Genomic DNA, 12,296 nt, shown 5'->3' with positions numbered 1-12,296 from the left:
GAAAGATTTGTGACACTCTAAATTATTGATTTTCTTTATAAATATCCACGACATTAAAAGCAGATGCATATTTTATGTCAGAATCTCACGGTGAAGTCCGTGCCGCTGCCCAATTCCGATTTAATGATGAGGCGGGCGCGGTGGCGGGTGAGGATGTGCTTGACGATGGCAAGCCCGAGACCCGTGCCCTTTTTCGAGCGGCTGTCGGCGACGCTGACACGATAAAAACGCTCCGTCAGACGCGGCACGTGTTCGGCGGGAATGCCCGGCCCCTTGTCGATGACGCTCACCTCCACCGGCTTGCCGGGTTCGGCCCGCAGCCAGACATCCACGACCTTGCCTTCCTGGCCGTATTTGCAAGCATTTTCAACGAGGTTCTGAAATACCTGCACCAGTTCGTCGCGGTCTCCCTGCACCTCTGCCGGCCGGTCGGGCAGGTGCAGCGTGATGGTCACATCCAGCTCATCGGCAAGCGGCAGCAGGGTATCGCGCACGTGGCCGATGACGGGAACGAGATCGACCTTCTGGTCGGGTGCAATGTTTGCGCGCAATTCCAGCCGCGAAAGGGACATGAGATCGTCCACCAGCCTGCTCATGCGGGTTGCCTGATCCAGCATGATGGCAAGGAACCGTTCCTGCGCCTTCGGGTCGTTGCGTGCCGGCCCCTGCATGGTTTCGATGAAACCGCGCAGCGAGGCGAGCGGCGTGCGCAATTCGTGGCTGGCATTGGCGACGAAGTCGCTGCGCATGCGGTCGATGCGGCGAAGCTCCGAAACGTCGCGGAACGACAGGATGTAGAATGGGGGACCTGCCCCCTCTCCCACATCCGCACGGGCGATGCGGACGATGAAGACCCGTTCGGAAGGGAAGCGCTCCGAATGTTCGACCTGGTTGGGCTGGCCGGTGGTGATTGTTTCGCGAATGACGTCCAGGAGGCCGGGAGAGCGCAGCCGGGCGGATATATGCGCTCCGGCGGGCAACTGGCCGAAGGCGCGCTCGGCTGCGCCGTTCTGAAACAGCACGCTGGCGTTCCTGTCCAGAATGAAAACGGGGGTATCCAGAACCGCGAGTCCCGCCCTTACGCCTGAAATGACGTTTTCACCGGGCACTTCCGGCTCTTCCGTTTCCGGAGCAGGGTTCCCCCATCTTTTGCCGAAGCCACCGCCGGCCCATCCCGAACGGCAAGAATGGCAATGACGGCGCAAAGCCACAGGGCGACGGGCATGTAGGGCGTGTTGAGTTCGACAACGGCCACGATGGCGAGCATGCTGACGATGAGAATGGGCAACCAGTTCCGGCCGAGCTTCCTTCCCAAACGTCTTAATCCACCATCGCCTTCCTTGACTGCCATTTCAGCCTGCTCTTTCCATTCTCATCTTACAGCGCATCGAAATCTCATAGGCCAGCTTCATGACAGAGATTCATCATCGCGCATTTTCCACAACGTATATGCGCAAAATCGACGCCGCAATCGCTCCCGCCGCCGCACCCCGGTCAACCGGTCCTGTTTCACTTGAAATCTGGCAATGGATGTGAACTCATTGGCGGCGAGTTGCCTTTACACAACAACAGCCGGAGGAAAACATGGACGAAGAAACGAAGAAGCGGACGGTCGATATCACCATTGGCGGCAAGCTGCGCAGCTTCGACATCGACGATCCGGTTCTTCCTGACTGGGTCGAGGAAAAGGAACTTTCCGCCGGCAATTTTCCCTACGACAAGAAGATGAAGCGGGAGGATTATGACGCCACTCTCGAGGCGCTTCAGGTGGAACTGGTCAAGGTGCAGTTCTGGCTGCAGGCCACCGGCAAAAGGGTCATGGCGGTTTTCGAGGGCCGCGATGCGGCGGGCAAGGGCGGCGCAATCTTCGCGGCCCGGGCCTATCTCAACCCCCGTTATGCCCGCGTGGTGGCGCTGACCAAACCGACGGAAACCGAGCGTGGCCAATGGTATTTCCAGCGCTACATCTCGCATTTTCCGACCGCCGGCGAATTCGTTCTCTTCGACCGCTCGTGGTATAACCGCGCCGGGGTCGAGCCGGTCATGGGTTTCTGCACGCCGGAAGAACACAAGCTCTTCCTTAAGGAGACGCCGCGTCTGGAAAAGATGCTTGCCCATGAAGACATCCATCTTTTCAAATTCTGGCTCGACATCGGCCGCGAAACGCAGATCGGGCGCTTTCACGACCGCCGCCACAGCCCGCTGAAATGCTGGAAGCTTTCGGATATGGACATAGCCGCGCTGACGAAATGGGACGACTACACGCAAAAGCGCGACGAAATGCTGGAAAAGACCCACACCGATGCCGCCCCCTGGACGGTGGTTCGCGCCAACGACAAGCGCCGCGCGCGGGTAAATCTCATCCGCCACATTCTTCTTGCGCTCGACTATGAGGGCAAGGACAAAAAGGCAATCGGCGAGATCGACGACAAGATTTTGGGATCGGGGCCGGATTTTCTCAAATAGGACCGTAAGATGCTGACAGGCGCCTCCATTCGAGACGCCTGTCTTTCCCTTACTGGCCCGGCAGAATGCGCACGGAATAAAGATTGACCGGGCGGCCGCTGCCATCGATATCGCTGTTGATGAAGATCCTGCCCGGCGCATTGGGGGCGAGAGATCGTTCGAATGTCGTGTTCAGCAGCATGTCCGCGCGCTCGGCCGTGGCGGTGAAGCGGTGGCGGGAGCAATCGCCCAACGTCGCGAAATCGCAGGCGACGGACACCTGGGTCTGCCGGTCGCTGGAGGATTGCAGCGTGATGGAAATGGTCGAGGACTTGCCCGCCATATCCCGCATCACCTCCACCGGAACCTCGACGCTGACCGCGCCATCCTGCGAGACACTTCTCGAGGTCACCTTTATAGCCTTGCCAGCGGGTGTGGCGATGTTTTCGACACTGGCGCGCGGGCCGGCCGAAACACCGGAACTGCCACGCTCCGCATTGAAGACTTCCACCCAGTCATCGGAAAAACCACGGCCGGCGGAAAGGCTCGGCGCGGGCTCCGTCCCGTTGAAATCCTCCGCCTGCACCTGCGCCGGCGGATTGGGCACGCTGGTATCGCGCTGCTCCGGCGAGAGCAGGAGACCTGAGGAATAGACCCACCAGGCGCCGAAACCGATAAAGGCCAGAAGCGTCACGTAGATGAAAAGCCGGGCGAAAAGACCCCGGCGCTTGCGGCGGCCAACCGCGCCCTCCGGACGGAAGGCAAGCGAGGAGTCGCCCGCGCGGGAGCTTCTCTTCGGCGGCTTGCCATTGCGCTGCCCCGCACTCAGCGGCTCCGGAGCAGCGGCGGCCCCCGGCCGCACATCGCGCGTTTCACCACGCAGCTCCGGCTCAACACCCATATCACCGCGGTGGGGCGTCTGTGAAACGGGATCGACCGAGTGATCATCCTGCGTCGGACTTTCCGGCGCTACTGGGCGCAATTGCTGCTCCACCCTGTCCAGAAGACTGTTGCGCTCCTCATTCTCGATCTGGTGGATCAGGCCTTCAAGCCGCTGGCGCTGCTGGGAGACAACCTGCGGATCGTCTATGCCCTGCTTGCGCAGGCCCGCTTCCAGTGCCTGACGGGAGGATTGATAAATCCGTGCACGAACTTCGGCGTTCGATCTGTCCGATTTTTCCAGAGCATTTCTGATTGCCGTTTCCAGTCCGCTCACGACCGATCCTTGTTCTATTGCGCTTTGCAAAAAATATGCGGCGCTGCGCCATGGGTTCACGATTCGGTAACGGCTATACCGCCCCTCCGCAAGCATCGTTTACGATAAAGACCGGATTGCCTTGGGGAAAATCAATTCATTGTGGCACTACGAACGCAGATTCGAGAGGCGAATGCCACGCTGTTTTCGCTTTCAATCTGCTGCTGAACGCGATATTAACTTACGTGCGCGTAAACGTAATTCGTGGGAGGAGACATGCTACCGTCCGTGCTGAAAGACAATCTGCGTCTTCCGGTCATAGCATCACCGCTATTCATCATTTCACATCCGCAGCTGACGCTGGCGCAATGCAAGGCCGGCATCATCGGCGCTTTCCCGGCACTCAATGCGCGGCCCGAAAGCCAGCTCGACGAGTGGCTGGCAATGATCACCGAGGAGCTTGACGCTCACAACCGGGCCAATCCCGAGCGCCCGGCGGCGCCCTTCGCAGTCAACCAGATCGTGCACATGTCCAACCGGCGGCTGGAGCACGATCTCGGCCTTTGCGTGAAATACAAGGTGCCGGTGGTGATCTCCTCGCTTGGCGCGGTGCCGGAGGTCAATGCGGCCGTGCATTCCTATGGCGGCATCGTGCTGCATGACGTCATCAACGACCGCCATGCCCGCTCCGCCATCCGCAAGGGCGCGGATGGGCTCATCGCGGTGGCGACGGGTGCCGGCGGACATGCGGGCACGCTTTCGCCCTTCGCCCTCGTTCAGGAAATCCGCGAATGGTTCGACGGCCCGCTGCTGCTGGCCGGCGCCATCGCCAATGGCGGCTCCATTCTCGCGGCGCAGGCCATGGGCGCGGATATGGCCTATATCGGCTCCCCTTTCATCGCCACCGAGGAAGCGCGCGCTTCCGAAGGCTACAAGCAGGCTATTGTCGAGGCGCAGGCCAAGGACATCGTCTATTCGAACTATTTCACGGGCGTACACGGAAACTACCTGAAAAGCTCGATCGTCGCCTCCGGCATGGACCCCGACAATCTGCCCGAAGCCGATCCTTCGAAAATGGACTTCGAAACGGTCTCCGGCGGCGCCAAGGCCTGGAAAGACATATGGGGCGCGGGGCAAGGCATCGGCGCCGTCAAGTCGGTGGAACCGGTGGCAGCGCTCGTCGATCGTCTGACAAATGAATATGAAACGGCCAAAAAGCGCATCTGCGGGAAAGGCTGAAGTCTGCGGCAAACAATGGACAGGCAAAGCTTTTTACGGAAATTTCAAAACCAGCACATTCAAGGCTTGAAATCCGTCAGCATTGCCTGTATCAGCCCGCCATGAAGCTGATCCGCAACAAACGGGTCATAATCGGGCCGCTTTAGCTCAGTTGGTAGAGCACGTCATTCGTAATGACGGGGTCACGTGTTCGAGTCACGTAAGCGGCACCATTTTCCAAATCCCAATCAACTTCAAAATTGCCAATCATTGCCTTGGGCGGCCTTGCTCTGCGCTGCATGGAGCGCCGTCGCAACGTGATGGCCCTCGATATGACATCTCTATCTTGCCGCTGAATTGAACCGCCGGTTGCCTGTTCAGGTCCGGTTAAGAGCGCTTGCCTCAGGGTATTCGCCAATGGAACCGCGGACTTCATCACGCGTTTGAATCCGTTATTGGGAGCAGAAATCATGAAAATATTGAGCGCAGCAATTTGTCTGGTATCGCTGGGCGTTCTGACCGGATGCGTCGATGATCCCGGTTATCGCAGCGGGGGCTACTATACGACCGGTGTGTACTATCGATCCTATGATCGCGACCGCTACTACCGGGACTACGACCGCCGTTACTGGGGAGAACGAAGAGAGTGGCGGGATCGCCGCGACAGGGACCGGGGTCAGGACCGGAGCGCAAGCGAATGGCGCAATCGGCCACAGCCCCGGACGGAGCCTAGCAGCGGAGGTCGCCGCGATGTACGCAACGCGCCGGTCATATTGCCGAATGGTCGGGCAATTTATCCGGACTGACCAAAGCGATCAGCTTTCTCAGCCCTATCACAGATTTCAATAGTCTGTGTCTTCCCTTGTATTATCAAGGCGGCGGTGTTTTTGCGGCTATGGCAAACTCACCGCCCAGGCTTTTGTGGCTTCCGAAAATTAAACCCGACGCCTGTTAATCGCCGTAAAAGGCGGTCACTTGAAACCAAACCGTCCACCACACGTTCTCCGGCAGGTCATAAACAACTGGAAAGCCTGTCATCGTGGACGTCATTCGTATCCTGATCGCCATCATCCTTCCGCCCGTCGGTGTGTTTCTTCAGGTCGGGCTCGGCCTGCATTTCTGGCTGAATATTCTCCTGACGCTGTGCGGTTATGTTCCCGGCATCGTCCACGCCATCTGGGTGATCCTGCGCAGGTGACATTCGCCTTTTATCGACGATGAAACGTCCGCAACATTTTAGTACGTGATTAAATTCTCATGGGCTGCTGGAACCTCATCTTCTCCCTCACGTTATGGTGATGACATCAGCCAAGGAGAAAATCATGAATCAGATCATCTACATCGTCGGCCTCGTCGTCATCGTTCTGGCGATCCTGTCGTTTTTCGGCTTCCGCTGATCCCCGTTGTCAATTCGATCGCTTGCGCATATCCTAAGCAGCAGTGACACACGACTGCGTTCATGGGTTGCTTCGCTGTCGGGTGTATTTCGGGATCGCGTTGCTCTGGGAGGTGCACGATGAAGAACGAGAGATGGACAGAACCTGTCGAGGTCAATCTCGAGGCGAATGGCAAGAGTGTCATCGCCGGCCCCTTCGAAGCCTTGACATTATTGACCGAAGGCTGGCCCCAAATTGGCGGATTGAGCTTCGTGAGAGCGAGAAGCGCCTGCCGCGCCGCCCTTGACGGACGTAAATCGCCCGAGGAAGCACGAAAGTGCTTCACAGACGCGGTTTCCGAGATGCAGAAAAACCCGCATTGACGCCCCCAAAAGAAAACGGCTCCTGAAAAGGAGCCGTTCTTTTATTTGCCACGCTTTCGGTGATCAAACAGCCGGAAGCGCTTTTTCCCTGGGCCTTACATCCAATAGGGTGCGACGCCGTAATAATCATAGACCTTGCGGTCCTTGGCGTTCAGCAGGTCGTTATCATCCAGATTGGCGAAGTGCGGCGCGTTTTCGATCTCTTCCTTGGTGAGATCAATGCGGTAGCCGTCGAGTTCTTCGTCGTAATGCAGCTTTTCCCAAGGCAGCGGATAATAGTCGTCACCGATGCCGAGGAAGCCGCCAAAGCTCAACACCGCATAGGCCACGCGCCCGCCGCGCTTTTCCAGAATGATGCGCTGGATCGAGCCGATATGCTTGCTGTCGGCACCGTAAACACGGGTGCCTTCCACCTTGTCGCTGGCGATCAGGCTCGGCGTATCCTTGACATAGGGGTCCTGTCCGGCGCGGGGTTCCTGATGCATCATGTGCCTTTCCTCCTTGATTTTCCTCGTTTGTGTCACGTCTGGTAAACCCCTCGACGGACAATTCGTTCCGCGGCGTTTCAGGCGCCGCGGCGGGAATTTTTTTGAAGGAGAATGGAACGAAAAGGCGCCTTTATTGGCGGATTTTCTGCCAGACAGAGGGAGAAACACCGACCATCTTGCGAAAGACGCGGGAGAAATGCGCCTGATCCGAAAAACCGGCGGCAATGGCGATGTCGGTCAGCGCCATGTCGGTCCGCATCATCAGTTCCTTGACGCGATCGATGCGCGCCTGCATCTGCCATTGGTGTGGCGGCACGCCGGTGGAGGCCTTGAAGGCGTGGCTGAAATGCGATTGCGACAGGTTGGTGAGTTCCGCCAGTTCCTCCAGCCGGATCGATCGCAGGCAATGTTCGCGAATGTAATCCGTGGCCGCCCTCAACTGCCAGGCGGCGAGCTTGCTGCGTTTTTTGACCGGCTCCCGTTTCACTTTCAGGAAATCCGTCAATAGCGCCAGCACGAGGCTTTCGCCATAAAGGTCATGCAGCGGATCGGGGTTATCGCATTCGGCGGCAATCAGTCGCGCCAGCGCCAGCAGGCGCTCATCCTCGAACATCAGATGCGGATCGAGCAGGCTGTGCGGGTCGAAGCCCTGTACCAGTCGAGCACCCAGCAATCCCGCATCGAAATGCAGATCGAGGTGGCGCACGAAGGAGACGTTGCTCAGTTCGGCATGCACGTCCAGATCGGCGGGCACGAAGGAAATACGGTTCGCCTTGGACGACCCGTAATTGTCGCGACGGCAGCGGTTCATCATGAACCGGCCGTCATCCGTCCCGTCCATATCCAGCAGGAAAACGAAACGCGGATCCTTGCCGACATAACGGCCGCCGGCCTTCGGGGCGCAACGCACATCCCAGAGATCGGCGACGATGCCGTTCCAGACCCGCGAGCGTGGGCCGCCAATGACGGCAAAACCCTCGATCTCATTTTCCATCCGCACGCGGAAAGCCATGGCCTCTCGATCCCGCAGGGCGCCATGGCGCCACTATAAACATGATAAATCTATTCATGTTTATAGTGGCAAACTGCTTTCCCCGCAACTGCCGGCCTTCAGCCAAGCCTTACCACTTCTTGGAAAGCTTGAAGGTGATCGTGCGGCTATCGCCCCAGCCGCACACGGAGACGCCGGCGCAGCTCTTCACATATTCCTTGTCGAAGACATTGGCGACGTTGATCGATGCGGTCCAGTCGTTCTTCTCATAGCGGATTGCGGCGTCGAAGACGGCGGCATCCGGAACGCGCAACGTATTTGCCTCATCCGCCCAGGACTTGCCCTGATACCGCACGCCGCCGCCGAGGCTGAGGCCTTCCAGCGCGTCTGTGGTGAAGGCATAGTCCAGCCACAGCGAGGCGGTGTGGGCGGGCACGATCCATGGCGATTTGCCGATAAGGTTAGGATTGGCATCGCGGGTAATCTCCAGATCCGTATAGGAATAGGAGGCGAGCGCCTTCCAGTTCTCGCTGAGATTGGCCTTGGCCTCCAGCTCGAAGCCGGTGGATTCCACCTGCCCGAACTGACCGCTCGTGGTCACACCACCGGCCGTATAGGAAACAACGGCATTGTCCTTGACCAGCTTGAAGACGGAGGCCGTGATGCTGCCGTCGAAGAAGGTCGGCTCATATTTGATGCCGGCCTCGAACTGGTGTCCCTCTTCCGGCGAAGCGGGAGTGCCATCCGCAAGCGTATCGATGAGCGGATTGAAGAAAGTGGCGGCCGAGACATAGGGTGTCAGGCCATTGTCGAATTCATAAGCGAGACCGGCGCGGCCGCTCAGCGCATCGTCATTCGAGCGGCGGGAGAGGCCGGCAGGGAGCCTATTGTTCAGTTCCGTATCCACATAGTCGTAACGGCCATTCAGCGTGACCAGCCAGCCATCGCCGAAACGCAGCTGGTCCTGCGCGTAGATGCCGATCTGCTGCTGGGTCACGATATTGTCGGCATAAACGAAATTCGTTCCCTGCGTCGAGCCATAGACCGGGTTGAGCGCACCGATTGCATTCGATCCGCAGCAGGCCTGCACCTGGTCCAGCCGGTAATATTTATAGTCGAGACCGAAGAGCAGCGAATGATTGACCGCGCCTGTATCGAACTGGCCTTCAACCCGGTTATCGACGCCGAAACTGTCGACTTTCGACACGCCATCGTAACCGAAGCGGGTCAGCATATAGTCGTTGGTGGTGGCATCGAGGATCGGCTGGCCGTTTGCATCGGTATTGGCCCAACCGCCGGCATAGGGTCCGGTCTCGTGCTTGTAGAGGTGACCATAACGGGCGTTCTGGCTAATCTTCCAGCCATTGTCGAATTCATGACTGACCTCGTAACCCACCATGGACTGGTAGACGCGGCCATTGTCGATATCCGGCTCGCCATAAAAGGCCTTGCGGTCAAGCTTGCCGAAGGGCGCGTCGACCACCGTGCCGACATAGGGCAGGAAGCCGTTGCCGATATGAACCTGATCGAGCGCCGAGAAATAGCCGTAGAGCGTGGCGCTTGTCTGCGCGTCCGGCTCGAAGGTGATCTGCGGCATGATGAAGCCGCGCAAATCCTCGGAATAATCGGTGTAATTGTCGCCGCCGGAGACCTTGCCGGTGACGCGATATTTCCATACGCCCTCACCATCGACCTTGTCGCCGAGATCGAAGCCGAAGAAGGCATTGCCGAAATTATTGATGCCGATTTCCGTTTCGCGCACCGGCTCATCCTGCGTGCGCTTGCGGACCATCTGCACGATACCGCCGGGATTGGCGCCGCCATAAAGCACCGAGGCCGGACCTTTCAGAATTTCCACGCGCTCCAGACCGTCGGCATCCATCTGGAAACCGCCGAAACCGTAACTGAACAGGTTCAGACCATCCAGAAACACGCCGGTCTGGGTGGCCTGAAAACCGCGAATATAAATCCAGTCCGTATCCGGGTCCGTGCCGAAGGGCTCTGCCGTCACACCGGGGGTGTAACGCAGTACCTCGTCGATTTTCGTCACCGCGCCGCGGTCATCCATTTCCTGGCGGCCGACGACCGACACGGATTGCGGAATATCCTTCGTTTCCGTCTCGGTTTTCGAACCCGTCGCGCTTTTCTTCGCGACATAACCCCGGACCGGACCCGTTGCGTTTTCCGCGCCCTGCCCTTCGACGGTAATCTGCTGCAGAACGGTCGTGTCCTGCGCGTGGCCCATCGCTGGCGCCAGCAAAACAGCGGCGGCCGTGCCCAAAGCCAGACGGCTCAAAAACATCCCATGCAAATTTTTCAAGATATGCCCCGAAACAGATCGCGGCCGATGTCCAAATCCGACAGGCCGCGGCACCTCAATTAAGCTGAGTATTTACATCAGGATTAAGGCAGGATGCTTGTCGTTTTCGGGGCGGATTTGAAGCTTATTGGCCTCTCGTACAGTTTTGCGCCCGTCATTTATGGGACAGGACTCCGATATCAGCCCTTGCGCCGGCCGATCCTTGCAAGCTGCATGACCGGAAGCATGCCGATAACGACGATTGCCAGCGCTGCGATTGCCGCCTCCTCATAGGTGCCGCGCGCCGCTTCGCCATAAAGATGGGTAGCGAAGGTTTCGAAATTCAGCGGCCTCAACAGAAGCGTGGCGGGAAGCTCCTTGACGCAATCGACAAAGATCAGCAGCGCCGCTGCCGCGAGCGACGCCTTGGATAGCGGCAGATGAATCTGGCGGAATGTCTGCGTCGCGGATCGCCCGAGCGTTCGCGAGGCGTGATCGAAGGATTGCGGTATGCGGCTGAGGCCGGCATCCACACCGCCCGCCGCAATGGTGAGGAAACGCGCCGAATAGGCGTAGATCAGCGCGGCACCGCTGCCGATGAAGATGAGGCCGGTAGAGATGCCGAACCAGTCACGCATGGTCTGGTCGACAAACCGGTCGAAGCCGCCAAGCGCGATCAGCACGCCGATGGCGATGACCGTGCCGGGGGCCGCATATCCAACCGTCGAAAGCCGGTAGGACCAGAGCGAGAGACGCCCCGGTGCAAGGCGCATGGCGTAAGCAACCGCAAGACCGAGGATAAGGGTGATAACCGTCGCCAGGCCGGCAAAGACGATGGTGTTCAGAGCCTCATCGGCAAAGCGGGCGGAGAGGCCGCTGAAACGGAACCGTTTCCATGCCTCGATGACGAGATAGCTGGCCGGCGCCACAAAGCCGATCAGGACCGGCAGGCCGCCGAGTACGAAAGCGGCCCAGCCCTTCAGGCCGTTGAGCCGCAGCGGCTCCAGTTCCCTGCTTTTCTGTGCCGAAACCGCATAACGTTGCTTGCGCCGCGCCCAGCGCTCGAGCGCCACGAGGGCGACAACGATGAACAGCATGGAGAGCGCGATCTGCGCCGCACCCGGCAGGTCGGATTTCGTGACCCAGGTGGTGTAGACGGAAACGGTGAGCGTGCGGACGCCGAGGAATTCCGATGCGCCTATATCGTTCAGCGCTTCCATCAGGGCAAGACTGATGCCGACCGCAATCGCCGGGCGCGCCAGCGGCACTGCCACCTTGAAGAAAGCTGCGCGTCTGGAAACGCCGAGCGTTCGTGCCGCTTCCAGCAGGTTGCCCGCCTGCGTCAGGAACATGGCGCGCACGGGAATATAGACATAAGGAAACAGCACGAAGCCGAGAAGGACGATGCAGCCCATCATGGACCTTATGTCCGGCAGGCGAAATTCGCGCGGGCTGGAATAACCGAGCAGCCAGCGGATCGCGCCCTGCACCGGTCCGATGGGATGCAGAATATCCAGATAGGCGTAAGCCACGATATAGGTGGGCATGGCCAGCGGCAGCAGCAGCGCCCATTCCAATATTTTGCGGCCGGGAAAATCATAGGCAGTGACCAGCCAGGCGGCATAGGTTCCGACGACGCCGGCCAGCAGCCCGACCCCGGCGAGAAGGATCGCCGTGTCCGGAAGCGCCGTCCAGAGCACGGTCGAGCCGAGATGCGCCCACAGGCCTTCAGAACCCTGCAACGCCTGCGATACAAGCGCCAGAACCGGCACCATGGCGCCGCAGACCGCCAGCACGGAAAGGCACAGCCACCAGAAGGAGGATGAAAACCTGCCTCGGGCACGAGGTGTCAATGGCTGGATGGCGTCTGGATTCATGTGCTTTTAGAAAATACGCGGAAA

Annotated in this window: 9 protein-coding genes, 1 tRNA gene and 1 pseudogene; 5 read left to right on the top strand and 6 right to left on the bottom strand. The window is 59.0% G+C overall.

The features are described from left to right. Positions 1-77 precede the first annotated feature (77 nt). Positions 78-1,351, bottom strand: a pseudogene (gene phoR / locus O3W47_RS18015) (phosphate regulon sensor histidine kinase PhoR). A gap of 233 nt (positions 1,352-1,584) precedes the next feature. On the opposite strand from phoR, the gene ppk2 reads away from it, so the two are divergent. Continuing rightward, positions 1,585-2,466 (top strand): polyphosphate kinase 2, encoded by an 882-nt coding sequence (gene ppk2 / locus O3W47_RS18010; protein ID WP_080817993.1) that lies wholly within the window; start codon positions 1,585-1,587, stop codon positions 2,464-2,466. A 49-nt stretch (positions 2,467-2,515) separates the two neighbouring features. Here ppk2 and O3W47_RS18005 read toward each other — a convergent pair whose 3' ends face one another. Further along, a complete protein-coding gene (locus O3W47_RS18005) occupies positions 2,516-3,661 on the bottom strand; it encodes a hypothetical protein (RefSeq protein WP_080817996.1) in 1,146 nt (381 codons plus the stop codon). A 255-nt stretch (positions 3,662-3,916) separates the two neighbouring features. Here O3W47_RS18005 and O3W47_RS18000 point away from each other — a divergent pair, with 255 nt between their 5' ends. The 4 genes from O3W47_RS18000 (at position 3,917) to O3W47_RS17985 (ending at position 6,617) form a co-directional block, all read left to right on the top strand. Continuing rightward, positions 3,917-4,879, top strand: a complete 963-nt coding sequence (locus tag O3W47_RS18000) for an NAD(P)H-dependent flavin oxidoreductase (RefSeq protein WP_269314297.1) — start codon at positions 3,917-3,919, stop codon at positions 4,877-4,879. Between the two features lie 136 nt (positions 4,880-5,015). Beyond that, positions 5,016-5,091, top strand: a tRNA-Thr gene (locus tag O3W47_RS17995). A gap of 806 nt (positions 5,092-5,897) precedes the next feature. Further along, a complete protein-coding gene (locus O3W47_RS17990; RefSeq protein ID WP_269314296.1) occupies positions 5,898-6,056 on the top strand; it encodes a YqaE/Pmp3 family membrane protein in 159 nt (52 codons plus the stop codon). 318 nt (positions 6,057-6,374) lie between these two features. Then, the gene (locus O3W47_RS17985; RefSeq protein ID WP_269314295.1) at positions 6,375-6,617 is read left to right on the top strand and encodes a DUF982 domain-containing protein; all 243 of its coding nucleotides are present in this window, start codon (positions 6,375-6,377) and stop codon (positions 6,615-6,617) included. A 95-nt stretch (positions 6,618-6,712) separates the two neighbouring features. Here the strand turns inward: O3W47_RS17985 and O3W47_RS17980 are convergent, their stop codons facing one another. From O3W47_RS17980 to O3W47_RS17965, 4 genes are all read right to left on the bottom strand, one after another. Further along, positions 6,713-7,105: a PRC-barrel domain-containing protein gene (locus O3W47_RS17980; protein ID WP_020810556.1), complete on the bottom strand. Its 393-nt coding sequence runs from the start codon at positions 7,103-7,105 to the stop codon at positions 6,713-6,715. A 130-nt stretch (positions 7,106-7,235) separates the two neighbouring features. After that, the gene (locus O3W47_RS17975; RefSeq protein WP_020810555.1) at positions 7,236-8,117 is read right to left on the bottom strand and encodes a helix-turn-helix transcriptional regulator; all 882 of its coding nucleotides are present in this window, start codon (positions 8,115-8,117) and stop codon (positions 7,236-7,238) included. Between the two features lie 109 nt (positions 8,118-8,226). Then, the gene (locus O3W47_RS17970) at positions 8,227-10,416 is read right to left on the bottom strand and encodes a TonB-dependent siderophore receptor (RefSeq protein ID WP_269314294.1); all 2,190 of its coding nucleotides are present in this window, start codon (positions 10,414-10,416) and stop codon (positions 8,227-8,229) included. Positions 10,417-10,595: 179 nt separating this feature from the next. Continuing rightward, on the bottom strand, positions 10,596-12,272 hold the full coding sequence (locus tag O3W47_RS17965) for an ABC transporter permease (RefSeq protein ID WP_269314293.1): 1,677 nt from the start codon (positions 12,270-12,272) through the stop codon (positions 10,596-10,598). Between the last annotated feature and the right edge of the window lie 24 nt (positions 12,273-12,296).

Origin of the sequence: Agrobacterium sp. LMR679 (assembly GCF_027157905.1) — a bacterium.
Lineage (GTDB): Bacteria > Pseudomonadota > Alphaproteobacteria > Rhizobiales > Rhizobiaceae > Agrobacterium > Agrobacterium leguminum.
Note: the sequence above shows the minus strand (reverse complement) of the source record. Positions and strands in the feature narration are given on the sequence as shown.

Bases quoted from the DNA above. Each gene is read 5' to 3' on its own strand.
- O3W47_RS17965 (WP_269314293.1), bottom strand. From the start codon at position 12,272: ATGAATCCAGACGCCATCCAGCCATTGACACCTCGTGCCCGAGGCAGG.
- O3W47_RS17980 (WP_020810556.1), bottom strand. From the start codon at position 7,105: ATGATGCATCAGGAACCCCGCGCCGGACAGGACCCCTATGTCAAGGAT.
- ppk2 (WP_080817993.1), top strand. From the start codon at position 1,585: ATGGACGAAGAAACGAAGAAGCGGACGGTCGATATCACCATTGGCGGC.
- O3W47_RS17975 (WP_020810555.1), bottom strand. From the start codon at position 8,117: ATGGCTTTCCGCGTGCGGATGGAAAATGAGATCGAGGGTTTTGCCGTC.
- O3W47_RS18000 (WP_269314297.1), top strand. From the start codon at position 3,917: ATGCTACCGTCCGTGCTGAAAGACAATCTGCGTCTTCCGGTCATAGCA.
- O3W47_RS17985 (WP_269314295.1), top strand. From the start codon at position 6,375: ATGAAGAACGAGAGATGGACAGAACCTGTCGAGGTCAATCTCGAGGCG.